This is a genomic window from Rubrivirga sp. SAORIC476 (assembly GCF_002283555.1).
In the GTDB taxonomy this organism is placed as follows: Bacteria; Bacteroidota; Rhodothermia; order Rhodothermales; family Rubricoccaceae; genus Rubrivirga.
In genome coordinates this window covers 957,576-981,474 of record NZ_MVOI01000006.1, presented here as the reverse complement: position 1 = coordinate 981,474, position 23,899 = coordinate 957,576, and the positions used below count along the sequence as shown (strand labels likewise).

19 protein-coding genes are annotated in these 23,899 nt (G+C 68.9%); 4 read left to right on the top strand and 15 right to left on the bottom strand.

Annotated elements, in window-relative coordinates:
* The first annotated feature begins 39 nt into the window (after positions 1-39).
* Positions 40-327, top strand: coding sequence for a putative quinol monooxygenase (locus tag B1759_RS15585; RefSeq protein ID WP_095515964.1), 288 nt, complete (start codon positions 40-42; stop codon positions 325-327).
* Here the strand turns inward: B1759_RS15585 and B1759_RS15580 are convergent.
* From B1759_RS15580 to B1759_RS15570, 3 genes are all read right to left on the bottom strand, one after another.
* Positions 324-2,057: an AIPR family protein gene (locus B1759_RS15580; protein WP_095516019.1), complete on the bottom strand. Its 1,734-nt coding sequence runs from the start codon at positions 2,055-2,057 to the stop codon at positions 324-326. The two genes, B1759_RS15585 and B1759_RS15580, sit on opposite strands and share 4 nt — an antisense overlap.
* A gap of 46 nt (positions 2,058-2,103) precedes the next feature.
* Positions 2,104-3,372 (bottom strand): glucose-1-phosphate adenylyltransferase, encoded by a 1,269-nt coding sequence (locus tag B1759_RS15575; RefSeq protein WP_095515963.1) that lies wholly within the window; start codon positions 3,370-3,372, stop codon positions 2,104-2,106.
* Between the two features lie 79 nt (positions 3,373-3,451).
* Positions 3,452-4,942 carry a glycogen synthase gene (locus tag B1759_RS15570; protein ID WP_095515962.1) on the bottom strand — a complete coding sequence of 497 codons (1,491 nt, stop codon included), beginning with the start codon at positions 4,940-4,942 and terminating at the stop codon, positions 3,452-3,454.
* A gap of 179 nt (positions 4,943-5,121) precedes the next feature.
* On the opposite strand from B1759_RS15570, the gene B1759_RS15565 reads away from it, so the two are divergent.
* Positions 5,122-5,601, top strand: coding sequence for a peptidylprolyl isomerase (locus B1759_RS15565; protein ID WP_095515961.1), 480 nt, complete (start codon positions 5,122-5,124; stop codon positions 5,599-5,601).
* A 77-nt stretch (positions 5,602-5,678) separates the two neighbouring features.
* On the opposite strand, the gene B1759_RS15560 is transcribed toward B1759_RS15565, so the two are convergent.
* Positions 5,679-6,308 (bottom strand): DUF4382 domain-containing protein, encoded by a 630-nt coding sequence (locus tag B1759_RS15560; protein WP_095515960.1) that lies wholly within the window; start codon positions 6,306-6,308, stop codon positions 5,679-5,681.
* A 247-nt stretch (positions 6,309-6,555) separates the two neighbouring features.
* Between B1759_RS15560 and B1759_RS15555 the strand changes: the two genes are divergently transcribed.
* A complete protein-coding gene (locus B1759_RS15555; protein ID WP_095515959.1) occupies positions 6,556-7,575 on the top strand; it encodes a DUF4097 family beta strand repeat-containing protein in 1,020 nt (339 codons plus the stop codon).
* Between the two features lie 2 nt (positions 7,576-7,577).
* On the opposite strand, the gene B1759_RS15550 is transcribed toward B1759_RS15555, so the two are convergent.
* The 9 genes from B1759_RS15550 to B1759_RS15515 all read right to left on the bottom strand — a co-directional run bounded on the left by B1759_RS15550 (position 7,578) and on the right by B1759_RS15515 (position 20,590).
* Positions 7,578-8,573: a formate/nitrite transporter family protein gene (locus tag B1759_RS15550; protein WP_095515958.1), complete on the bottom strand. Its 996-nt coding sequence runs from the start codon at positions 8,571-8,573 to the stop codon at positions 7,578-7,580.
* A gap of 87 nt (positions 8,574-8,660) precedes the next feature.
* Positions 8,661-10,772, bottom strand: coding sequence for a thioredoxin domain-containing protein (locus tag B1759_RS15545; protein WP_095515957.1), 2,112 nt, complete (start codon positions 10,770-10,772; stop codon positions 8,661-8,663).
* Between the two features lie 198 nt (positions 10,773-10,970).
* Positions 10,971-13,397, bottom strand: a complete 2,427-nt coding sequence (locus tag B1759_RS15540) for a M4 family metallopeptidase (protein ID WP_095515956.1) — start codon at positions 13,395-13,397, stop codon at positions 10,971-10,973.
* 277 nt (positions 13,398-13,674) lie between these two features.
* Positions 13,675-14,970 (bottom strand): DUF58 domain-containing protein, encoded by a 1,296-nt coding sequence (locus B1759_RS15535; protein ID WP_198948931.1) that lies wholly within the window; start codon positions 14,968-14,970, stop codon positions 13,675-13,677.
* A gap of 160 nt (positions 14,971-15,130) precedes the next feature.
* Entirely contained in the window at positions 15,131-16,333 is a 1,203-nt protein-coding gene (locus B1759_RS15530) for a MoxR family ATPase (RefSeq protein ID WP_198948929.1), read from the bottom strand.
* 49 nt (positions 16,334-16,382) lie between these two features.
* Positions 16,383-17,687 carry a DUF4350 domain-containing protein gene (locus B1759_RS15525; RefSeq protein WP_095515954.1) on the bottom strand — a complete coding sequence of 435 codons (1,305 nt, stop codon included), beginning with the start codon at positions 17,685-17,687 and terminating at the stop codon, positions 16,383-16,385.
* Entirely contained in the window at positions 17,684-18,364 is a 681-nt protein-coding gene (locus tag B1759_RS15520; RefSeq protein WP_143537425.1) for a DUF4129 domain-containing protein, read from the bottom strand. The genes B1759_RS15525 and B1759_RS15520 overlap by 4 nt, the downstream gene beginning before the upstream one ends.
* 200 nt (positions 18,365-18,564) lie before the next feature.
* Positions 18,565-19,620 carry a hypothetical protein gene (locus B1759_RS19400; RefSeq protein WP_143537424.1) on the bottom strand — a complete coding sequence of 352 codons (1,056 nt, stop codon included), beginning with the start codon at positions 19,618-19,620 and terminating at the stop codon, positions 18,565-18,567.
* Positions 19,613-20,590, bottom strand: a complete 978-nt coding sequence (locus B1759_RS15515) for a stage II sporulation protein M (protein WP_095515952.1) — start codon at positions 20,588-20,590, stop codon at positions 19,613-19,615. The genes B1759_RS19400 and B1759_RS15515 overlap by 8 nt, the downstream gene beginning before the upstream one ends.
* A 122-nt stretch (positions 20,591-20,712) precedes the next feature.
* Between B1759_RS15515 and B1759_RS15510 the strand changes: the two genes are divergently transcribed.
* On the top strand, positions 20,713-21,747 hold the full coding sequence (locus B1759_RS15510; RefSeq protein ID WP_095515951.1) for a hypothetical protein: 1,035 nt from the start codon (positions 20,713-20,715) through the stop codon (positions 21,745-21,747).
* A gap of 4 nt (positions 21,748-21,751) precedes the next feature.
* Here B1759_RS15510 and B1759_RS15505 read toward each other — a convergent pair whose 3' ends face one another.
* Both B1759_RS15505 and B1759_RS19395 read right to left on the bottom strand, forming a co-directional pair.
* Positions 21,752-22,699: a glycosyltransferase family 2 protein gene (locus B1759_RS15505; RefSeq protein WP_158225300.1), complete on the bottom strand. Its 948-nt coding sequence runs from the start codon at positions 22,697-22,699 to the stop codon at positions 21,752-21,754.
* A 1-nt stretch (position 22,700) separates the two neighbouring features.
* A complete protein-coding gene (locus B1759_RS19395) occupies positions 22,701-23,873 on the bottom strand; it encodes a glycosyltransferase family 4 protein (protein WP_158225299.1) in 1,173 nt (390 codons plus the stop codon).
* Between the last annotated feature and the right edge of the window lie 26 nt (positions 23,874-23,899).

The window sequence follows — 23,899 nt, the reverse complement described above, 5'->3', positions numbered from 1 at the left end:
TCACCCACCTCCGCACCTCTCAATCTCATCCACCTTCCCATGCTCCTCCGCACCGTCCGCATGACGTTCGACCCCGCCCGCCTCGGCGACTTCCTCAATCTGTTCGCCGAGGCGCGCCCCCGCATCGCCGCCGCGCCGGGGTGCCGACACCTGGAACTGTGGCAGGACGCCCGGTTTCCGAACGTCCTCACCACGTTTAGCCAGTGGGACGACGCCGACGCGCTGGAGGCCTACCGCCGGTCGGAGTTGTTCACGACGACGTGGGCGAAGACGACGCCTCTGTTCGCTGCCGCGCCGGTCGCGCATAGCCAACGTCAAGTCAGCTAGTCGAACAAAGTGGGCTCACGAAGCCTCCGGGGTGTGTAGCCCCCTGCATAATCCACATTAACTGGTATATCATCGGACATAGCGCCCAGTTTTTTATGGTTTTTAAACAGATTGTTGAGATATACCGATCCCATCCCGGAAATCAATACTGATACACTTTCTAATATATAGTAGGTGGTAGCTCGTATTCTCTCGGCATAGCTTGAGAGCTCGAACGACCTGTCTCCCAATTGAACGTCCTCTAAGTTCTTGAATACATGGTGTAGTATAAATCTATTGCCGTGAACCGCGACATGATCCATCCTATTCACAGCCCCTACCTTTGAAGACTCTAGTCCCAGAACGAGATCAACTTCCCTCATCACCCGAACGACATTCCACATCATAATTGCACTAGTATTATCATTAAACAAATTAGTGTAAGGTGGTCTAGATTTATCCTTCCACATTCTCCCAATCGCCTGCTTTACCTCTGTAGAATATCTAACTTCACTGTAATGGCACGATAGGCCGACAACGGCCTCTTCGAGAGTACAGCCATCCTCCTTTCTCGGGACAGGGTCGCCGGATTTGTATGCATACGTTTTTCCCAAGTCTAAGTGAAGCTCACTTTTTAACCTTTCCTGATTCTCGTCCAAAGATGCAAAATCCCTCCTTTCGATTTTATTCTGGGTATTAGTGGCTGTCGTCACCTCTTTAGAGAAACCACTGGGGCATTCGGATAACGAAATAAACCTAGCAATGACCTCGGCACTATTGGCCTTCTCAAATCCCGACGCGATAGCCCCGGACAGGCTACCAACAGTCTGTGCCCCGTTTACAACCGAAACGCCCTTACAAAGAAACTCACCCACGCCTCTACTCCCAGCACCAATCGCCCTCTTCTCTATAGAATTGCATAATATAGTTATACCGTTGTTGAAGTACCAAAATTTACCCGGCTCCTCCGCCAAGGTTGCCTGCATGTCTATATTTACATCTGTATCACCCTTAAAGTTTCTTATGTTACTATCGAATAGTCTGGTTCCGTATTCTGAATACCATTTATGAATCTGGTCCGCAGAAACTCTTCCATAATAGGCCCTATATGGGTCACCTATTGTTCCCCAGTCCAAAAGGTTGACATCAAGGTCTATATCGGTATTATTCTTTGATATGATTCCATATATCTCTTTTTGACTGTATATCCTCTTTCTCGACACTGCGAGAGGGTCATTTAGATAGTCGACCAGATCATCGATACACCCCTCTGCCTCATCTGAAATTTTCTCCGAACCGGTATATGCGATTATTATTTCAAAGTGCACATCGGTGTCCTTGAGTGCCATGTCAATATATTTCACAGCTCTTCTAACTTTGCCATTAAACTTTTCGTATTTAGCCGAAACAAGGTCCCTGACCCCATTGACAAATTTTAGCACATCAGACTTAGGAGGCGAGGCACTACCCTTATGGACCCATTTCGACTGGACAACGTAGCAAATACTTGATTTGATATCGTAGTACACAACGTCTATTCCATTGTCGCCATACCCATCGACCACACAAGATGAAACCTTCTCGGCTGTAGCACCCGAAAGCTGCCTCACAACCGCAGCACCCTGCGCCCTTGTGAGAAACATTTTTTCTCTCTCCGACTCAGGCTTACCTACGGTGTCATCCATGTCTATCAGATCTGAATAGTCCGATTTCAATTTTGACTTGATTCTTGCAGAGTGTATCTCGCTCATTACGATTAGCTATTGAGACCTAGAACCAAACAGGAGACAGGGCGTATCAGATCACCGTCCCGTCCGGGATGATGGCGTCCTTCTGCAGCACGATCACCCCGTCGCGGATGTACCAGCCGTCCCCGTCCGCCTCGGAGACGCCGTCGGCGTTGGTGATCCGGCAGTCGGCGCCCACTTGGACGTTCTTGTCGATGATGGCGCCCTCGACCGTGCTGTTCGGGCCGATGCCCGGATGGGGCGGCGGGTTCAGGCCGGGCCGCCGTGACGCGTCGAGCCACGGGTGGTAGTCCGCCCCCAGCATGACCGTCCGCCGGAGCGTGGCGCCGGGCGAGATGAACGACCGCAGGCCGACGACCGAGTCCTCCACGGTCGCGTCCGTGATGACGGCCGCCTCGGCGATCATCGAGTTGCGGACGTGCGAGTTCTGGATCTTCGCCGGCGGCAGCATCCGCGCGTTCGAGTAGATCGGCGCCTCGGCGTCGTAGAGGTCGAACTCCGGGTCCGGCTGCGCGAGCGCGATGTTGGCCTCGTAGAACGACCGCACCGTGCCGATGTCCGACCAGTACCCGTCGAAGGGGTAGCTCACCACGCGGCGCGAGGCGATGGCGGCCGGGATGATCTCTTTTCCGAAGTCCTTCTGGCTCTCATCCGTCAGGAGCACCTCCCGGAGCACGTCGCGCTCGAACATGTAGATGCCCATCGAGGCGAGGTAGACGCGTCCCTGCTCCTTCATCTTCGCCGAGACGGGGCTTTCGAGGCCCGGCAGTTCCTCCGGCGTCGGCTTCTCGTGGAACTCCGTGATCACGCCGTCCGCGTCGGTCTTGAGGATGCCGAACGCCGAGGCGTCCTCCGCCGTCACCGGGATCGTGGCCACCGTGAGGTCGGCCCAGGTCGAGCGGTGGTGCGCCGCGAACGTGTTGAAGTCCATCCGGTAGAGCTGGTCGCCGGAGAGGATCAGCACGCGCCGGTGCGGGTGCGGGTTGATGTGCGGTAGGCACTGGCGGACCGCGTCGGCGGTGCCCTGAAACCACTCGTGCGAGTCCGGGGTCTGCTCGGCGGCCAGCACGGTCACGAAGCCGTGCCCGAAGCGGTCGAAGCGGTAGGCCCGCGCGACGTGGCGGTTGAGGCTGGCCGAGTTGTACTGCGTGACGACGAACATGCGCATCAGCTCGCTGTTGACGCAGTTCGAGATCGGGATGTCGATCAGGCGGTACTTGCCCGCGAGGGGGACGGCGGGCTTCGAGCGGTGATGGGTGAGGGGGAACAGGCGGGTGCCTGCACCACCGCCGAGAATGACGGCCAGCGTGTCGCGCATGAGGATCGAGAGAGAGAAGGTTTGCTAGATAAGGAGAAGCGGTGCAGGAGATCCCGACCGTCCTGTAACGGTTTTCGGGTCAAACGCCGGAGCCCTTCGTCGCGGTGCTGAGGCCGAGCTCCCGATACAGCGTCACGTAGTCGGCCGCCGAGGCCGCCCAGGAGTGGTCCGCCCGCATGCCGTTCTGCTGGAGCGCCGCGCGGGCGTCCGCGTCGAGCGCCAACGCCCGGCCGACCGCCTCGGCGAAGGCATCGGCGGAGTAGGCGTCGAAGCGCAGGCCGGTGCCGATCGCGCCGTCCCACGCGGTCACGGTGTCGCGCAGGCCCCCGACCGCGTGGACGACCGGAATCGTGCCATAGCGCATCGCGTAGAGCTGCCCCAGTCCGCACGGCTCCTGCTTCGACGGCATCAGGAAGACGTCGCCCGCGCCGTAGAGCCTGTGGGCGAGCGCCTCATCGAAGGCCAGCGTCACTGACAGCCGCCCCTCCGGCGCCGACGCGGCGAGGTCGCGCAGGGCACCCTCGTACTCCGGGTACCCCGAGCCCAGGATCGCGACCGCCGCGTCGGTCTGGTGGAGGATCTGCGCGATGCCGGGCGCCAGCACCTCGGCGCCCTTCTCCGGCGTCAACCGCCCGACGAACGTGAGCAGCGGCCGGGACGCGTCGAGGCCGAGGGACGCGCAGACGGCCTGCTTCAGCGCCGTCTTGCCGCCCAGGTCGTCCGCCGAGAAGTGCTCGGGCAGGAAGGCGTCCGTCGCCGGGTCCCACACGTCCATGTCGACCCCGTTGACGATGCCCGAGAGGCGGTCGCCCGCAAGTTGAAACGCGTAGTCGAGGCCGTGCGAGGTCTCGGGCGACTCGGTCAGCTCGATCGCGTAGCTGGGACTGACCGTCGTCACGCGGTCCGCCGTCTCGACGCCCGCCTTCAGGCTGTTGACGACGCCCAGGTGGTCGAGCGACTCCCAGTTGGGGAGGTCCAGGCCGAGGGAGTTCCAGCGCGCCCAGGGGATCTCGCCGTGGTGATCGGCACTGTGGACCGTCAGGACCGTCGGCAGGTCGGCGAGGACCGAGTTGGCGGGGTCCGTGTGGAGGAGCGCCGGGATGAGGCCCGCGTGGTGGTCGTGGAGGTGCAGCAGCCCGTCGCCGTCCAGCGGCGTGTTCTCGGAGCGCAGCCAGTCGAGCACCATCAGCTGGAAGACGAGGTAGCGGACCTCGCCACGCGCGAACCAGGTGTTGTCGGACGCCCGGAAGTAGACCCCGTCGTCGCCGAAGTGCTCGGGCTCGTGGACGAGGTACAGCGGCACCTCGGCGCCGTCGGACGAGAGCGCGTCCGACTGGAAGACCTCGAACGGAAACCACTCGCCCTCGAAGAACACGACGCCGGTGTGGACCGACTCGATGGCGCCCGCCTTCTGCGCCAGCCGCCCGTGCGGCCCACCGTAGAACGGCATCACCACGCCCGAGGCGACGCCGAGGCGGGCCAACGCGCCGGGCAGCGCGCCGACGACATCAGCCAGCCCACCGACTTTGGCGAACGGGGCACACTCGGCGGAGACGTGGAGAACAGGCATGGGCGTAGGGGCAGGTTCGCTGCAAGATGCGCACACCGGATGGGTTTCGCGGAAGCGATTCCAGACCGCTCCGCGGGGCCTGGGGATGGAGATCGTCGGGAACCGCCCTCTGCAGCGCTCCTCGGCCGAACGGATCGCGAGGCCACTCGTAGGCTTCCTCTCTCCCCCCTACCCCGACCATGGCCAAGACCTACAACGCAGCCCCCGAGATGCAGATCGACACGGACACCACGTACCGTGCGACCATCTCGACCCCGAAGGGCGACATCCTCATCGACCTTTTCCCGGAGCACGCGCCCAAGACCGTCAACAACTTCGTCGTGCTCGCGCGCGACGGCTTCTACGACGGCCTCACGTTCCACCGCGTGATCCCCAACTTCATGATCCAGGGCGGCGACCCGAACGGCACCGGCACCGGCGGCCCGGGCTACAAGTTCGAGGACGAGACGGCGGGCAACCCGCTCAAGCACACCACTGGCGCCCTCTCGATGGCCAACGCAGGCCCGAACACGAACGGCTCGCAGTTCTTCATCACGCACGCCCCGCAGCCGCACCTCGACGGTCGTCACACGGTCTTCGGCACCGTCGTCGAGGGCCAGGACGTGGTCGACAGCGTCCGCCAGGGCGACACGATGCAGGTCACGATCACGGAGGCGTAGTCTCTCGCGACCGACTCGCACACCGCGCCCCCGGCTGGATGTCCCGGCCGGGGGCGCGGTGCATCCGGGCGACCGGCTCAGCCCGCCTCGGTCGTGTCGGCGAGTACCTCGAACGACTCGACCTCGAGGACGGGCTTGAAGAGGAAGCCCTGGAAGTTGGGCCCCTCCGGGTTGCCGCGCGTCACGAACGACCGCTCGACGTCGAAGTCGATCAGCAGGTCGATGTCACCGTCGGTGGCCTCGTAGGCCGGGAGCGCGATCTTGATGCCCGACTGCTGCGCGCTAGGCAGCTTCAGCGGGAACGTCGTGCCGTCGACGAAGCGGACCTCAGCGTCGTCTCCGACGAACAGCCGGATCCGGTTGTAGACGCCGTCGGCCGGGATCGCGAAGCGCTCGACGAGGAGCGTGTCAACCCCGTCGCGCAGGTCCAGCAGGTTGAGGGCGAACGGCTCCCCGTCGAACAGCACGATGCGGTCCAGCACGCCCTCGGTGTCGGAGGTGTCGTTCGCTGCATCGCCATCGTCGGCGGCCGCCAGCAACTCAATGCGGGTGATGGTGACCGAGGCCGCCTCGGCGAGGTCGAAGGGGAACGGCGCGTCGGTCAGGCGGACCGTGAGGCGCGCGGTGGCGGGGCCGTCTGCCGTGTCGCAAGCAGCCAGCGCGACACCGAGGCCGACCAGCAGGCCGGTGAAGAGGAAGAGTCGCATGGGGGGACGAGGTGGTGGGACCGGATCCCCGGAAGGATCGCCTTATGGGTACCACGCGTGGCGCCCCGAGGACAACCGGGGCCGTCCAATCGGCCATTCGGGAGCGAACGGGGACTCCGCGAAGGACACCATCCGTGGGATCCGGCGAGGTGAGCGCGCCCTCCATGCTGCTTTTTTAGCACACCACTGTACCTTCTGAGCCGCGGCACCCGTAGAGCAGGTGTCCTCTCATCCTCCCCTGCCCTCCATGTCTCGTTCCGGACTCCGACGCGCGCTGCTCGTCGTCCTCACCGTCCTCCTGGTCACCGTCGGCGCCCGCGCGCTCCGGTCGGCTGCCTCAGACCACCTCGTGATCGAACGCGCCGAGCACGGCGAGAGCGTTTCGGTGACCATCGACGTGAAACCGGTCTCCACGCAGGGCACGGCCGCCGTGTCGCAGGACGTGCTGTTCGACGAGTCGTTCTCTGTCCGCGAGGGCGGACGGCTCGCCCTGAACCTCGGCAGCGAGAACGTCACCGTGCGGACCGTCTCAGGCACCCGCGCCCGCGTCACGGTCGAGGGCCGAGGCCGCGACGCGGCCTCCGAGTTCGAGCGCCGCCGCTTCTCCGCTCGCACCAGCGGCGGCGATCTGACCGTCCGCACGAACCCGCCGCGTCAGCGCTGGTCGGGCCGTCGCGACGCCTCCTTTCAGGTCACCATCGAGATTCCGCGGCGCTACTCTGCCGACCTCGACCTCGGCTCCGGCAACGTCGAGGTGGGCTCCCTGACCGGCGACCTCCGCGTGGACGTCGGCAGCGGCAACGTGACGGTCGAGGACGTGAACGGCGACGAGGTGGTGCTGGACACCGGCTCGGGCACGGTTCGCGCCCGCGCGCTCCGCGGCGACGTCCGCATCGACACGGGCTCGGGCAGCGTCCACGTGGACCGCGTCGAGGGCTCGCTGCTGGTCGACACCGGCTCGGGCAGTGTGAACGTGGGCACGGTGGACGGGCGCACGAACGTCGACACCGGCTCCGGCAGCGTCGAGATGACGCTCGTGTCAGCCGCGTCGTCAGAAGTCAGCACCGGCAGCGGGTCCGTCACGATGCGCCTGCCGCGCGCGGCGGGCTTTGACGTTCAGATGGGCGGCGGCTCGGTCCGCATCGACGACGCGCTCCGCTTCTCGGGCGACCGCGAGCGCGACGAGGCCCGCGGACGGCTCAACGGCGGCGGGCCGACGCTGCGCGTCAGCACGGGCAGCGGCGCCATCCGACTGATCGCCGGGTGAGGTCAGGCGGAGACGGGCTGATCGAGCATCGAGCCCGTCTCCGCTCCTTCCTGGTCCTCGTCGCGCGAGAGCGGCGCGTTGCCCGCCTCGCTGCGCCGGGGCGCGCCCCGGCCGACGCCGAACAGGAACTCGCGCCACGTCAGCGCGAGGTCGTCGCAGTCGCGGTCGGGAAACCGCGTCCGGCGCGTCTGGCCGTAGTTGAGGATGGCGACCAGCAGCACGCCGCCGACCGTGTTGCCGACGACGACGGCGCCGAAGAACCGCGCCGCGTCGCCGATCCCGGCGAGCCCCTGGAAGACGAGATAGAGCGTCTCGCATGCCCCAATGATGCAGTGGAAGAGGTCCGCCGCGGGCACCAGGAACATGATCGCGAACACGATAAAGAACCGTGTGACGGTGTCTCGGGCGGCGTGGTTGAGCCACACCATCGAAGCCACGAGCCAGCCCGCGAAGACGCCCTTCCAGAACAGCGCGCCCGTGGGCACCTCCAGCCCATGCATCGCGATCTCGCGCGCCATCGCCGCTGAGTCGGCGTCGAACACGCCGGTTCGCGCCAGCACCGCGGCGACGAGCGCCGCGCCGAGCACGTTGGCCAGCAGCACGATGCCCCAGAGCCGGAGAAGCGCGGGAACGGCTGCGATCCGGGTCAGCACGAGCGTGACCGGCGTCAGGGTGTTCTCCGTGAACAGCTGGTAGCGACCGAGCACGATGAGCAGAAAGCCGACCGGGTAGAGCGCCGCACCCGCCAGCGACGACGCATCGCCGATCTCGGCCGACAGCGCGGCTCGCGCCACGAACGACAGCCCGATGCTCAGCCCGGCCGCCAGCCCCGAAAAGAACAGCAGCCGCGTCGACCGGACGAACTCCTCGTCGGCCGTCGCGACGACGCGCTGGAAGATCTCGTCGGTCGAGAACAGGTCGCGGACGGCGTGGCCAGACGCCGGGGCGCCGCTCTCGGAGCGGTCGAGGGTCTGACGGGCGCGGTCGGAGTCGAGCATCGGCGTAGGGAAGGGGCGGGGCGAACCCCGCCCGAGAGCCCCAGGCTCCCCTCCCCAGTCGACGGCCGAGGCGGACCCGACGGCGCCTTACCCGACGGCCTCGGCGAGGAGACGAGCGGCCTCCTCAGGATCGGTCGTCGGCGCCTGGCAGGCGTGGTTCTCGCATACGTAGGCGGTCGCCCGCCCTTCCACCATCGTCTGCTCGGCGGCGAACGGGACGAGGTCTGTGATCGAGGTCACGCCTGGAGGCCGGAGCACGACGACCGCGTGCGGCGCGTACACCGACCGGGCCGCATCCAGCATCGCGAGGGTATCCGGCGCATCGGGCTCGCCCGCGATGACGATCTCCTGCGACGGCCCTTCGGCGAACGCCGCCGCCATCGCCAGGAAGGTGAAGCCGGAGGGATGCTCGCGGACCACGTCGGGCACGTCGAGGGCGCGACGCGCGGCGTCCTCCAGGTCCGAGCGGCCGGTGAGGCGCGCGAGGCGGAGTCCGTTGAGCACGGCGACGCTGTTTCCCGCCGGGATCGCCCCGTCATCCAGCGCTCGCTGGCGAACGATCAGGTCGGGGGCGTCGGCGGTGCTCCGGTAGGTGCCGCCGCCTGGCGCCTCGAAGTGCGCCAGCATCCGGCTGTGGAGGTCGAGCGCGGCGCCGAGGTGGGCCGGGTTGAACGTCGCGTGGTACACCTCGATGAGGCCCCAGACGAGAAACGCGTAGTCGTCCACGAGACCGGGGATGCCCGCCTGTCCGTCGCGCCAGCGGTGGAGCAGGTCGCCGTCGCCGGTCCGCATCTCGGACAATAGGAAGTTCGCCGCCTCGGTGGCGGCGCGGGCGTAGTCGTCCCGGCCGAAGACGCGCGCGGCAGAGGCGAAGGCGGCGATGGCGAGACCGTTCCAGTCGGTCAGCACCTTGTCGTCGAGGAGCGGGCGAGGACGCGACGACCGCGCCTCGAACAGCCGCTCGCGGACCGAGTCGAGACGGATCCGGAGGCCCTCCACGGTCATACCGAGGCGGGCGGCGGTGGCGGCAAGCGGGCTCGGCGACCCGATCGCCGGGTCGAGCAGATGCAGCACGTTGGCGCCGGTCGCCTTGTGGGTCGCCTCGTCCAGGAAGTTGCCGTCGGGATCGGTGCCCCAGACATCGGCGGCGAGGCGGGCGTCCTCGGGGCCGAGCACGTCGGCCAAGTCGGCCGTGGTCCAGGTGTAGAAGGCGCCCTCTTCCCGATGGCCGTCGGCATCGAGTGAGTCGGCGTCCTCGGCCGAGAAGAACCCTCCGCGGTCGTTGCGGAGGTCGCGGAGGACGTAGTCGAGCGTCGCCTCGGCGGCCTCGCGAAGGTCGGGCGCCCCGGTCGCGTCGTGCGCCTCGACGCACGCCAGCGCGTACATCGCCTGGTCCGAGAGCATCTTCTCGAAGTGGGGGAGCACCCACATCTTGTCGGTCGAGTAGCGGTGCAGCCCACCGCCGACCTGGTCGAAAATGCCGCCGCGCCGGATCGCGCGGAGCGTGGCGAGCGCCATCGAAACGAGCCGCCCGTCGCGCGTCTGCGCCGCCCGCCGCAGGAGGAACAGAACGTGGTGCGGCGTCGGGAATTTGGGCGCCATCCCGAAGCCCCCGAACTCGGGGTCGAAGCGGCGCGCGAGGGCGTTCGACACCGCGTCGAGGTCGCGGTCCTGCAATGCGTTGCCTGGCGCCAAGTCCGCCATGCTCCGAACGGCTCCGGCGAGCTCCACGGCCGACCGTCGGACGCCGTCGGCGTTCTCGCGCCAGTGCCGGGACACGCTCGCGGCAAGGTCGCGGACGCCCATCCGTCCGCCTCGGCTTTCGCGCGGGAGGTACGTGCCTACCCAGAACGGCTCGCGCGTATCGGGCGTCAGCAGCGCCGTCAGGGGCCAGCCGCCGCCGCCCGTCGCCGCGATCACGGCCGACATGTAGATGCCGTCTACGTCGGGCCGCTCCTCACGGTCGACCTTGATGGGCACGAACGCCTCGTTGAGCGCCTGGGCCGTGACCGAGTCCTCGAACGACTCGTGCTCCATGACGTGGCACCAGTGGCACGTCGCGTAGCCGATCGAGAGGAACACCGGCACGTCGCGGCGCCGCGCCTCGGCGAAGGCCTCGTCGCACCACGGCCACCAGTCGACCGGATTGTCGGCGTGGCCGAGGAGGTACGGGCTGTGGGTGTCGGCGAGGCGATTCATGGGGGGGTTGGCGCGGGGACCAGTGGACGCGCGGAGGGGAGTCACGGTGCCCACGAGGTACCACCGTAGAGAGAGCGGCGCTCCATACGGCAGCGCGACGGACTCCATTCCGGCGAACGCAAAGAGCCCCCGCCTCAATCGAGGCGAGGGCTCCTTCCCGGGAAGCAAGGTGGTGGGCCCGGGAGCCTGGCTGCCGTCCTAGCGAACGACCGTGACCTGGCGCGTCAGCCGCTGGCCGGCGGCGTCGAGAACGACCACGTAGACGCCCGCGGGCAGGTCCGACGTGTCGATCCGCACCGGCGTCTGACCGGCCTCCAGCGTGCCGGCGAGCGGCGTGGCGACCGTGCGGCCCAGGAGGTCGATCACCGTCACCGAGACAGGGCCGGCGTCCGGCAGCGAGAGCGTCGCCGTCGTCGTCGCACCGGCCGGGTTCGGGCCGACGCCCAGCGCCAGCTCGGCCACCTCGGCCTTCGAGAAGACGGCCGGGAGCACGTCGCTCGGCTGCGCCTCCGGCTCGTAGCCCAGCACCGGGTTGGGGTCGGCGGCGAGCAGGACCTGGTCCGAGAAGTACGCGACGGTCGTGACGCGGTAGCCGTACGCCGTCACCGAGTAGTCGGTCACGAGGTTGGCCGAGATCGCGTCGCCGTCCACGATGGCCCAGAATGCCGACTTGTTGCCGGTGTAGGTGGCCGTCGTCGCGCCGGAGCTGTTCTTGATGTAGACGAAGTCGTAGTTGTTCTCCGTCGAGAACTGCTCGAAGTACATCGCGACGCGCTGAGCGCCCGGCTTCGAGTAGGTCTGGGTGTTGTTGTAGTTGTTGGGGTAGTTGTGAGGCGACTGGTACGTGATGGTCTCATAGCGCCACTCGGGCGTGCCGCCGCCACCGCCACCGCCGCCACCGGTGCTCCCAGAGCCCACGCCAACGGCAGCCCAGGCGTTGGTCACCGAGGCGACCTGCGAGGAGCCCGCGCCGTAGAGGTCCGTCGCCGCCTGGATGGTGCCCGCACGGGCCCCGGCGAAGTTGGTCGAGGACGTGAAGTAGTTGGCCATGGCGCGGTACCAGACCTTCTCCGTCACGCTCCGGCCGACCGCGCCCACGGTGACGCCGCGAAAGGTGCCGCCGGCGATCATCAGGTAGGCCTGCTTGTTGGCGATGCCCGAGTTGATGTGGACGCCGCCGTTGTCCTGGCTGCCGGTGTAGCGGTCCGCGTAGTTGTCCGGCTGGTTGCCCGCCGGCGGGTTGTCCAGGTAGCGGAGCGCGTCGCCAGAGGTGCCCGGCGTGTACGAGTTCTCGCCGACGCGGTAGTCGTTCCGGTCCACCATGATGGCCATGATGTCGGAGAACGCCTCGTTGAGGGCGCCCGACTCATTCTGGTAGATCAGGCCGCCGGTGTACTCCGTGACCGCGTGGCTCAACTCGTGGGCCGCGATGTCGAGCTCGACCAGCGGGCCGAACTGGCTGCCGTCGCCGTCGCCGTAGACCATCTGCGAGCCGTTCCAGAAGGCGTTGTTGTAGCCGCTCCGGTGGTGGACGGTGCTCGTGATGGAGGCGTTGTTGCCGTTGTAGCTGCTCCGGTTGTGGGTGTTCTTGTAGTAGTCGAACGTGGCGACGGCACCGTAGTGGGCGTCGACACCGGCGCGGGCGGCCGTGGCGGTGAAGTTGTTGTCGCTGTCGGTGATGTAGCTCCCCGGCAGGCTCGTCCCGTTGTTGCCGGTCATCGTCCGGATGTAGGACGGGCCGCGGGTCGTGTCGTAGAGGTAGTAGCTCGACCCCGAGAGGTAGGTCGGGATCGTGACCGTGCCGCTGTAGAGGCTGGAGCCGGTGCCCGTCGTCGGACCCGCCATCATCATCGAGGCGGAGGGGACGGCGTACGGGACGCCGGGCCACGCGGCCACATCGGCCTCGGCGCGCGGGTCGAACGTGTGGATCGAGTTGAAGCGGTGGACGACCTCGCCGGTCGTGGCGTCGACGAAGACCTCCCAGTTGGCGGGAGCGGGCGACTCCACGAACAGGCGGACGTGGTAGGTCAGCACGTAGTCGCCGTCGTGGGGGAGCACGACGAGCTCGGCGCGCGGCGCCCAGTCGGGGGCCGCCTCACGGCCGGTGATCGGGGCGTCGCCGGAGGCGCGGCGGTACTCGACCGGGCCGAGGGCGCGCTGCGCGGCCTGGATCGACGTGTTCGCGTCGAGCGCGGGCGTGGTGCGGACGTTCACGGCGCCGGGGTGCAGGTCACCGCCCCAGGCGTAGGCGCGGCCGTCGCGGAGGTGGAGGGCGCTCTCGGCGCCGAAGACCGGCACGCCGCCGACCGTCTGCTGCACGCGGACGTGCGTCAGACCGAGGTCGTCGGACTCGGTCCGCACGACGCGGACGTCCGGTGCGGCGTCGAAGCCGAAGACCCCGGCATGGTCGCGAAAGAAGGCCTCTGGCGAGGCGACTGAGCCGAGGTCGCCGGAGAGGAACAGGGGCCGGTCGGCGTCGGCCTGGAAGGTGGCCGCGTCGACCGACGGGAAGGCGTGGTTGAGCGCGGTCGTGCGAGCATCCTGAGCGCTCGCGAGCGGCGTCAGGGCGAGGGCGAGGAGGGCAGCCAGAACCACATGGGTCCGGCGACGAAGAGCAACAGGCATGTGCGGGGGAGATGGTGGGAGGCCTCCCAGGAGTCGGAGGCGAGGTCCGCACGGTAGGGGCACATCATCCCTTCATCCAACCACCACAGCTCGTTCATTTTGGCTCCTCACCCATTCCTCAGGCGGTGCGACTGCATGTGGAACCGCTTTCGCATGACACAGGCCAGAAAGAGGAGGCATGACCTCCGTTTTGTCAAGAAATAATGAACCGTAGGACGAAATCTGACAACATGAACCATGCATCCGACCACTAGTGCAGGAGTCCCTCGGCGGTCGTCTAGAACGTTCCCTGAGCCTTGATCTGCAGGTACTTGTTGACCGCGTCGACCGTGAGGTGCTCGGGCGTGGTGAGCAACGAGCCGATGCCGTGGCGCTCCAACACCCGGGCGATCTCGCGCTTCTCCACAGCCAGCGCCTCGGCCGTCGCCTTGACGTAGACGTCCTCCAGTCGCTCGGCCTTCGCCGCGAGCAGGCCGCGGATGCCGGTGTTCTCGAACAGCACCACCACGAGGCGGTGGCTCCGCGCGATCCGGCGGAGATAGGGAAGCTGCCGCTCTAGACCGGTGACCGTGTCGAAGTTGGTGAGCAGCAGGACCAGCGAACGCTGGCCGAGACGCCCGCGCAGGGTCGCGTAGAGGCCCTCGAACGACGGGTCCTGATAGCCGGGGTCGAGGCGGTAGAGCGCGTCGAGGAGCGCCGCCAGCTGGCCGCGCTTGCGGTCCGGCCGGACCACCGCTCCCACCTCCTTGTCGAACGCGACCAGCCCTGCGCGGTCGGACGTGAGGAGGGCCGTATTGAGCAGCACGAGCGCTGCGTTGACGGCGTGGTCGAGGAGCGTCATGCCCTCGAACGGGGACCGCATGGTGCGCCCCATATCGAGCGCCACCACGACTGGCTGCTCGCGCTCGTCCTGGTACGTGTTGACCATCAGGCGCGGCTCGTGGGCGCTGCGCCGGGCGGTCGCCTTCCAGTTGATCGAGCGCCGGTCGTCGCCCGCCACGTACGGCCGGAGTTGGTCGAACTCCATGGTGTGGCCGCGGCGCCGGACGCGCTTCACGCCGACCTCCCGGAGCCGGTCGCTCTCGGCCAGGAACGCGTAGCGCTTCATCTGAAGGATGGACGGGTAGACGACCGCCTCACCGCCCTCCACCGCCTCGAACCGCCGCGCGAGCAGGCCGAGCGGCGAGGACGCGTAGACGAGCAGGCGGCCGAAGCCGTACGCCCCGCGCCGGGTCGGGCGCAGCGTGTAGGTGTGCCGGGCCTCGCCCCGAGGCGGGACGGCCAGCACGGCGCCGTCGCCGCGCTCCTGGAACTGGACCGGCACCTCGTCGATCACGCGCGCCGAGAGCCGGAAGCGGTAGCGACTCCGCACGGTGACCGCGATCTCGTTGGGGTCCCCCATCGACAGCTTGTCCGGCACGGCCCGGTCCGCCTCGACGCCGCCGCGGGTGCCCCACAGCAGGAGCGTGTCGGCCACGACGAGCACGCCCAGCACGCCGACGCCGACCTGGACCGCGGGCAGCAGCGGCGCCCAGAAGAACGCGACCACGAAAGCCACGGCGAGGCCGAGCATCGCCCAGAACGGGCGGGCGGTCAGGAACAGGGAGCGAAGGAAGCTCAGGGCGCTACGGGGACAGTGGGAGCGGGAGGACGACGGGGACCTGGAGCGTCGGGCGCGGGAGATGGCCGGGATCTGCCGACCGACGCACTCCGGGTCCTCGGCGAGTCTCTGCCTATCGCGGCACCTCGATCTCCTCCACGATCCGCTTCAGGACCGTCTCCGGGCGGACGCCCTCGATCTCGCGCTCGGCGGTGAGCAGGATGCGATGACGGAGGGCCGGGGCGACGATGGTGCGCAGGTCGTCTGGCGTGGCGAAGTCGCGGCCGGACATGGCGGCGACGGCCTTTCCGCCGCGGACGAGCGCGAGCGTGGCGCGCGGGCTACCGCCGAGCGTGAGGGCCGGGTGGCGGCGGGTGGCGGCGACGATGGCGGCGGCGTAGCGGAGCACCGGCTCTTCGACGCGGACCTCGCGCACGGCCGCCTGGGCGGCACGGAGCGCGTCGGCGTCGACGACAGCGGAGACGCGGTCCTCGTCCAGGGCGCCACCGAAGGCCTGGAAGCGGGTCAGCATCTCGACCTCCTCCGCCTCGGACGGGTAGTCGACGACGACCTTGAACAGGAAACGGTCGAGCTGAGCCTCGGGCAGGCGGTAGGTGCCCTCGTGTTCGATGGGGTTCTGGGTGGCGACCACCATGAACGGGTCCGGAAGCGGGTGCGTGACACCGTCGATGGTCGCCTGCTGCTCCTCCATCGTCTCGAACAGCGCCGCCTGCGTCTTGGCGGGCGCGCGGTTGATCTCGTCGATGAGGACGAGCTGGGCGAAGATGGGGCCGGGGTGGAACTCGAAGGTGCGCGTGGCGGGCGAGAACACGCTCGTGCCGAGCACGTCGGCGGGCATCAGGTCGGGCGTGAACTGGATGCGGGCGTAGTCGAGGCCGGAGGCGCGGGCGAGGAGCTTGGCGGTGAGCGTCTTGGCGACGCCGGGGACGCCCTCGATGAGCGCGTGGCCGCCGGCGAGCAGGCACGCCACGAGTTCGTCCACCAGTCCGTGCTGCCCGACGACGAGGGTCCCGATGGCGGCGCGGAGCTTCTCGACGGCCTCGGCGACGGGCGCGAGGTCGGCGGTGGAAGCGAACGGGTCGGCATTGTGAAGGAGATGGTGAGCCTCGCCGGAGGCATGGGGAGCCTCGCCGGAGGCGTGGGAAGCCTCGGCGGAGGCGCGGGAAGCCTCGGCGGAGGCGCGGGAAGCCTCGGCGGAGGCGCGGGAAGCCTCGGCGGAGGCGTGGGGAGCCTCGCCGAAGGCACGGGGAGCCCCGGCGGAGGGATCGGGGGTGACGTCGGAGGGACGGGACGTGTCGTCGGTGGGGTCGGACATGAGGGGATCGCGGTGGGGTGCGGGCTCCGGCGGACGGGAGGCGCACCGGTCAGACGTGCCGGAAGAAACGGGCGACGCGGGCGTCGAGGCGGACGAGGTCGTCGGCGTCGGGGCGATGGCGCACGCGGCGGAGGGCGGCGAAGAGGGCGAGGGCCTCGGCCTCTGGGACGCCCGCACGGGCGGCAGCCAGGCGGGCGGTCTCGTCGTCGAGGGCGGGCTCGGTGAGTCGGAGGTCCGACCGGAGGCGGTCGCGGACGTGGGCGTCCATGCGGTGGGCCAGGGCCCGGTCGTCGCGGTGGAGGAAGTGGAGGCGGCCGACGGTCCTCGCGAACTCGCGCTGGGCGTTGGGCGGCGGCGCGACGACGGGCACGGCGCGCTGCCAGCGGCGCCCGCGGAAGGCGACGTAGAGCACGCCCGCGAGCAGCAGCAGCAGGTACGCGCCCCGGAGCGCGGGCGTCTGGAGGACGAAGCGGAGGGGCGTCTGGGCGTTCTCGCGGTAGGGCTTCTGGTAATCGTCCCAGAGGACGGGCTGGTCGGGGAGGGCGGCGACCAGGGCCGCGGCGTAGGCGGGGCCGTCGCCGTCGCCAGTGAGGGCGGCGTTGGAGAGGGCCAGCGGGGTCGAGGAGACGAGGACCTCTCCCCTGCCGTGGCGGATGCGGGCGAGGGTGACCATCTCGTCCACGTCACCGTTCTCCCAGGACCAGACGGCGGTGCCGAGGATCTCGCTGCGGGCGGGGTCGAGGCCGACGACCTCGTGGCCGCTCACCTCGACCGGGAAGACGTAGTCGCCGCGGACGCCGGGGGCGCCGAGGCGGAGCGTGTCGGGCTCGAGGGCTCCCTGGGTGACGCCCTGGGCGAAGCCCTCGAAGGTGCTGTAGTCGCCGTAGTAGGAGTCGACGAGGACGGCGCTCTCCGGCACGTCGAGGTCGAGGCCGTCGGGCACCGGTAGGTCTGCCTCGGGCCCGCGGCGGGTGGTGTCAGGGGGGAGGAGTCCGGCGGCGAGGGGCCCCTCGAGGAGGTGGGTCAGCACGACGAGCGTGTTGCCGGCCTCCACGAACCGGAGCAGGCGCGCGGCCTCGGCGGCGTCGGGCTGGACCGACTCCGCGAGGACGAGGTAGGTCAGGCCGGTCAGGGTGGAGTCTTCGAGCCGCTCGAAGGCCGGGACGCCGACCGGCTCGACGGGCTGGCCGAGCCACTCGGGCAGGGACGCGAAGAACACCTCGGCGTCGAACGGCGCGTCGCCGCTGCGCTCCAGGCGGACCCGTAGGTCGAGGGGCTGCGGCTGGGCCAGTTGGACCGCGACAAGCGCGGCCACGAGCGCGGCGAGGAGCAGGAGGTAGCCTCGGACGCTCACGCGGCTCGGGGGGAAGCGCCGTCGAAGAGGGGGGCCAGCTCGGCGTAGAGGGCGGGCGAGACGGGCCGCTCGCCGTACCAGACGGCGTCGAAGACGCGGGTGGCGCGCGTGAACAGCGGCGCGTGGTCGGCGTCGGCCGCGGCCACCTCGGTGACGTACTGGCGGTTGGTCTTGTCGCGGCGCCATGCGATGGCGCCCGCCGCGTCGAGCGCCTGGAGCAGCAGCAGGTAGCGCACGCGGACGGCCTCGCGGTGGTCGGCCTGCGCCAATGCGTCGGCCAGTCGGGTGTGCAGGTCCACCTCCGCGATGTCGTCGGCGTCGAGCAGCGGGCCGCCGACGCCGCCGGCGGGCGCGCTCCGGCCGAACACGCCGCTGCCCTCGGCCTGCAGCAGGCGCGACAGCACCCACCCGAGGATGCCGACGGCGAGCGCGATCAGGACCCACTCGCGGGCGCGGGCGGACGTGTTCTCGAAGAGGGGCGCCAGAACGGTCCGGTAGACCCAGCGCCAGAACCGCTCCCAGAGGGACGGCCCCTCGGCCTGTGGGCGGTCGTACTGAAAGTCGGGGTCGGCGCGGTACGCGTCGAGGATGGCGGGGGCGGGACTCGGGCGGAGCGTGTCGGCCGCGAGCGGCACGGCGGGCTGGAGTGGCGCGGGACCGGGCTCCGAGAGGTCCAAGTCGACGCCCGGCGGGGCTTTCCGTAGAGGCTCCGAGGTCGGCGGCGGCGGCGCGGGTGGTGGCGGCGGAGGCGCCTGTGCGGTGGCACGGACGGCGAGCAGGAGCAGGGCGAGGCCTCGTAGACGGAGGCCTCGCCCTGACCGATGGGACACCGCGAGCCCGCCCGCGCTGAACCGAGGACGCCGCAGAACCCGTCCGGTCACGATCGGAAGCCGCCCCCCCGGAAGCCGCCGGGCGGGTCGTCCGGTGCGTCGGGCCCGTCCGCCTCGGGCGCATCGGGGAGGTCCGACGGCGGCGTCGAGGCGGGCGGGGCCGGGCGGCTGGGGGCGGGGGCGGACGCGATCCAGCCGTCGAGCGGTGCGTCGCCCGCGAGCACGTCGAGGTCGTCGGAGAGGCTGGTGCCGTCCATCTCTTCGGCCAGGTGGCCGTAGACGAAGAACATGGCCACGAGGGGGATCAGGTAGCCCGCGTACGAGATCACCTGCAGCGGCGCCATGACCGCGCCCATGAGCGAGAACATCTGGGCCGGGTCGGTCTCGACGGTGTTGATCCCGATCACCATCAGCGCCACGTACAGCGGGATCGAGACGAGCATGATGACGACGTAGAACAGCAGGAACGCCAGCAAGAGCGCGCCGAACGTCGGTCCCCAGGAGCCCTTGACGAGGTCGCGAGCCCGCTGGTAGGCGTCGAGGAGCGTCGGCTCATCGAGCATCCGCGCGGCCAGGGTGACCGCGAAGTAAGGGATCGACCAGACGACGAACGCGAACCATGCCAGGATGCCGAGGCAGGGCACGATGGCGATCACGGCCGAGAACGAGACCACGAGGCCGTACACCACGGACAGCCCGACGACGGGCAGCATGAGCCCCTTCGCCTCCTCCCAGAGCAGGCCCGCGGTGATCTCGCCCGCCATCCCTTCCCGGTACAGGCGGACGTACGCGGCCGCGGCGGCCGTCGTCAGCGCGGTGCCGATCAGGCTGAAGACGATCAGCCCCGCGTAGGTCAGGTTGAACATCGCGAACGGGTCGCTCTCCATCGCCATCGGGTCGGCGAACATCCCCCCCATCTGGTGGAAGTAGAGGCCGAGGGCGATGCCTCCCGCGAGGGCCACCGGGGCGACGAGAGCCACGTAGCTGGTGAGCAACTCGCGGGCGTTGCCCCGGAGGAAGGCCACGGTCGCGTTCATCACGCTGCCTACGTCGCGGTGGGCGCGGAAGCGGATCTCGCCACGGTCGGGGTAGGCGTCAGGCATGGGAGGCGCGGCCGCGGAGGGCCGGGAGGACGACGAAATATCCGACGAGCGCGGCGAGCGAGCCCAGGATCACGAACAGGCTCGCGGCGAGCGGCATCTCGGTGCGCCGGGTGACGACGCCTTCGAGGAGCGCCGCGATCAGGAAGACGGGCACGAGGCCGACGATGATGGTCACGCCCCGCCTGGCGCCGCGCCGGAGGGCGGTCATGCGGGGGTAGGTGCCGGGCAGGAGGAGGGCGTTCCACATGGTCAGTCCGGCGCCGCCCGCGATCACGATGGCGGCCAGCTCCAGCGTGCCGTGGATCATGACCACGCGGAGCCACTCCAGCGTGAGCCCCTCGGCGCCGAACAGGTGGGCGAACGTGCCGACCATGATGCCGTTCGAGATCAGGATCCAGCCGGTGCCCACCGACGCGCCGGGTACGGGAGCCCCCGGGAGCACCCCCGCGAAGGCCACGAACGACACCCGGACGTTGTTGAACGCGATACCCAGCACCATGTCCAGCTCGCGGGCGTCCTTGTAGACCGCGAAGGGGTCGCCCGCCTCGACGTTCGCCTGGGACATGTTGACGTAGGCGTCGCCCAGGATGAGGCGGGCGAACGACCCATCCCCCATCGAGGAGAGAATGCCGACGCCGACGGCGCCCAGGAACAGCAGCAGCGACGCCAGCAGCGCACCGCGCGCCTCATAGACGGCCAGCGGGACCTCGTGCGTCCAGAAGCGGACGAGCCGCCCGCGCTCCTCGCGGCGGTTGCGGTAGATCCGGGCGTGGGCCTGCGCCGAGAGGTCGTTCAGGTAGGCCGCCGCCGCGGAGCCGGGGAAGAACGTCTTGGCGTAGGCGAGGTCGTCGCCGAGGCGGACGTAGGCGTCGGCCAGCGCGTCGGGGTCGGCCGGGGCGTCGGCGTCGAGGAGGGCTTCCATCGCGCGCCACGTGGGGGCGCGGCGGCGGACGAAGACGGCTTCGCGCACGGGGCGGCGGCGGGGCTACGGGACGGGCCGAAAGGTAGCGTCCCCGATCACGCCCCGGGTCCGGGTGCAGATTTCAGACCTTCGCCACCTGGCCGATACCCGAGACTCCCAGCGCCCTGTCCATGTCCGCCCCGATCATCTCCACCTGGTTCTACGCCGAGCGCGAGGGCGAGGAGAGCATCTACCCGCAGGTCGGCGGCCGCTCGTCCTCGACCTGGTTCCAGGCCGTCTACTGGCGCTGCGTCGTGGACTTCTTCGCGGCCAGCGTGCGCGTCAACTCGGACGCGGTGCATCGGCTCTACACCAACGAGCCGACCATCCCCGACATCGACGGGTTCGACACGGCAGGCTTTCTCGAGCGGCACGGCGTCGAGCACATCGTGCTCCCGTATGCGTCCAAGCCCCCGGCGGGCTACTTCGGCGCATGGGCCAACCAGTTCTACGTCCTCGACGTGGCGACGCACCTCGCCGACACGCTGCCCGAGGCGGACGCGGTGGGCATCCTGCTCGACTCGGACTGTGTATTCACGCGCCCCGTCGGGCCGCTCGTGGAGGCCGCACGCACGCACGGCGCGCTGACCTTCGACGCCCGCATTGGGCCGGACGAGGAGCAGAACGGCCTCACGCCCCGCCAGATGGGCCGCATCTACGCCGACCTCGGCGGCTTCTCGGGTGACGGTGCCGACCCGATCCCGGCGTACGTCGGCGGCGAGATCGTCGCGGGCACGCGGGACGCACTTCGCGCCGTCACCGACGAGGCGGCGTCTCTCTGGCCGGAGATGCTGCGCCGACATGAGGCCGGGCTGCCCAAGTTCAACGAGGAGGCGCACCTGCTGAGCTTCGTCTACCACCGGCTGGGGTATTCGGTCGGGACTGCAGACCCGTTCATCGACCGCATCTATACCTGGTTCACTGGCGCAAACGTCCGGCCCGGGCATGAGCGGATGATGATCTGGCACCTGCCCAACGAGAAGCGCCTGGGACTGCGGCGGCTGTTTCGCGCCGTCCGCGACGAGGCGTCCTGGTTCTGGATCCTGCCCGCCGACGCGTGGCGGGACCGACTCGGGCGCACCCTCGGCGTTCCCAGCCGGACGCCGACCAAGTGGCTGCTGGATCTCGGGCGGGCGGTGCGGGACAAGGTGGAGCGTCCCGCGTAGGCCCCTACCCCGCCCCGAGGCCGAAGTAGTTGTTGGGTCCGGGGACCACCAGGTTGCGGAGACGCTCCGGCCCCACCGCGAAGCGTGCGAGCGCGCTCCACGCCGAGCGTCGGCCAGCCCCTGCGAGCGGGGCGCGCTGGATCGCACGAGCGAACTCGACTGCCCGCCCTGCCGACGGCAGCATCAGGCCCGTCGGGCGGACGCCCGTCTCGTACTCGATGTAGTCGCGCCGCGACAGGTGCCGCGCGCTCCGGGCATGGTGGCGCTGCTCGAACAACGGGTCCTCGACAAACGCCAGCGGCCCTCGCAACAGGAGTTCGGCGCAGAACGCATCCTCAACGCCGGGCATCGTGAGAGGGCGCGTCGCGGCGACGGCGTCAGAGCGGAAGACGGCGTAGATGAGCCACTGGCCCGCTTTGTCCCGGAGAAACCGGAGCAGGCGCACACCGGGGTCCGGGTCGGCGAAGGCCACCTGGGTCTCCCGCGTCCATGCCCAGACGCCCTCACCGTCTGCGAAGCCGCCACGTGTGGCGTCGTACGGGTAGGGCGCGCCGTCGTCGTCGACGAGCATGATCGCGGTGTGGACCCCGATGGCCTCGGGGCGGGCGTCGAGGGCATCAAGGCAGCGTGCAACGTACTCCGGCCGGGGGCGGTCGTCATGGGCCGCCCACTTCACAGCGGGAGCTCCGGTCTCCACGGCGAGCGCCATCGACCGGTTGAAGTTGCCGTTGGCCCCGAGGTTGGTCGGGTTGCGGTGGTAGCGGATCCGCGGGTCCTCCACCGACGCGCGCCGCACGATGGCAGCCGTGTCGTCGGTCGACGCGTTGTCGGTGACGACGGCGACCCAGCGCGTCTCGGTCTGGGCCTGGAGCGCGGCCAGCGCCTCGGGCAGGTACCGCGCGCCATTGTAGACGGGCACAGCGAAGGCGATGCGGGGGGCGTCGTCAGGCACGTCAGCCGGCGGTAAACTGGGCGATCGCGTCGGCGTAGATGTCGCGGAGTTGGCAGTAGTTGACTTCCCGGGAGAACCGATTCGTGAACTCGGCGGCCGTCTTCCGCCGGATCTCCGCGAGGCGGCTGGGGTCCCCGAGCAGATCATGGACGGCAGCAGCGAGAGCATGGGCATCCCCACGGGGGATCAGCAGGCCCGTCTCGCCGTGCACGATCATCTCGAGGAACGCACCGTGACCGGTCGCGATCACCGGCGTGCCCATCCCCATTGCCTCGACGGCGACGAGGGGCCAGCCTTCGTACCAGACCGACGGCGCGAGCAGCGCAGCCGAGGAGGCCATTACGGAAAGGAGATCCTTGCCACCGACCCACCCCAGCCACTCGATTCTGGGATCGGCCTCAGCGGCGCGACGCACCTCGTCGGCCATCTCTCCGTCGCCCGCGATCCGAAGCCCTGGAAGCGTCGGGTCGGCGGCCCAGGCCTCCAGAATCACGGGGATCCCCTTGCCCTTGGCGAGCCTCCCCGCGAACAGCACGGATGCCCCCCCTGGTGCCGATACAGGGTCCATCTCGGGGGCGTTGTGCTTCACCGCGATGCGGTCTGCCGGCAGCCCTCCCTCACAGAACAGGTCGCGGGCGAACTCGCTCAGCACGATGTAGCGGTCGACGGCTCGGTCCCACGTTCCGAGTGCGCGGTGGGCGGCCGTCGTGGCCGCGACCGCCGCGGTCTCGAGCCGACTTCCCCGGTAGCACCCGTGCCGAATCCCAGGGGTGGCAAACGCCTTGCCGACGCAGTCGTGGCAAATCGCGCCCTCTCGAAGCAACAGGTTGCCGGGGCATACGAGGCGGTAGTTGTGCAGGGTGTGGACCGTAGCCGCCCCTCCCGCGTGCGCCGCATGGAACACCGAGGGCGACGCCAGCGGAAGCGTGTTGTGGACGTGGACCACGTCCACCCCCTCCGCCTCGACGATCTGACGGACCTCTGCGTAGGCGTCCCGGCTCCAGAGCGTCCGCCCGGCGAGGGCGACGCGACTCATGCCTTCGACAGCATCGTTGTGGAGCCTCATGCGCAGGACGCGGTGCCCCTGCTCCTCGAGCAGGGCACCCTCGCGCTCGAACACAGCGTCTTCGCCTCCAGGCTTCTGGTAGACGTTGTGGACGAGCAGGACCGTCACGGGCACATCGCCGGGTGGTTTCGCAC

Bases quoted from the DNA above. Each gene is read 5' to 3' on its own strand.
- B1759_RS15560 (WP_095515960.1), bottom strand. From the start codon at position 6,308: ATGCGACTCTTCCTCTTCACCGGCCTGCTGGTCGGCCTCGGTGTCGCG.
- B1759_RS15585 (WP_095515964.1), top strand. From the start codon at position 40: ATGCTCCTCCGCACCGTCCGCATGACGTTCGACCCCGCCCGCCTCGGC.
- B1759_RS15535 (WP_198948931.1), bottom strand. From the start codon at position 14,970: ATGCTCGGCCTCGCCGTGGCTTTCGTGGTCGCGTTCTTCTGGGCGCCG.
- B1759_RS19400 (WP_143537424.1), bottom strand. From the start codon at position 19,620: ATGCCTGACGCCTACCCCGACCGTGGCGAGATCCGCTTCCGCGCCCAC.
- B1759_RS15565 (WP_095515961.1), top strand. From the start codon at position 5,122: ATGGCCAAGACCTACAACGCAGCCCCCGAGATGCAGATCGACACGGAC.
- B1759_RS15570 (WP_095515962.1), bottom strand. From the start codon at position 4,942: ATGCCTGTTCTCCACGTCTCCGCCGAGTGTGCCCCGTTCGCCAAAGTC.
- B1759_RS15530 (WP_198948929.1), bottom strand. From the start codon at position 16,333: ATGTCCGACCCCACCGACGACACGTCCCGTCCCTCCGACGTCACCCCC.
- B1759_RS15575 (WP_095515963.1), bottom strand. From the start codon at position 3,372: ATGCGCGACACGCTGGCCGTCATTCTCGGCGGTGGTGCAGGCACCCGC.
- B1759_RS15550 (WP_095515958.1), bottom strand. From the start codon at position 8,573: ATGCTCGACTCCGACCGCGCCCGTCAGACCCTCGACCGCTCCGAGAGC.
- B1759_RS15555 (WP_095515959.1), top strand. From the start codon at position 6,556: ATGTCTCGTTCCGGACTCCGACGCGCGCTGCTCGTCGTCCTCACCGTC.
- B1759_RS15545 (WP_095515957.1), bottom strand. From the start codon at position 10,772: ATGAATCGCCTCGCCGACACCCACAGCCCGTACCTCCTCGGCCACGCC.
- B1759_RS15510 (WP_095515951.1), top strand. From the start codon at position 20,713: ATGTCCGCCCCGATCATCTCCACCTGGTTCTACGCCGAGCGCGAGGGC.
- B1759_RS15580 (WP_095516019.1), bottom strand. From the start codon at position 2,057: ATGAGCGAGATACACTCTGCAAGAATCAAGTCAAAATTGAAATCGGAC.
- B1759_RS15540 (WP_095515956.1), bottom strand. From the start codon at position 13,397: ATGCCTGTTGCTCTTCGTCGCCGGACCCATGTGGTTCTGGCTGCCCTC.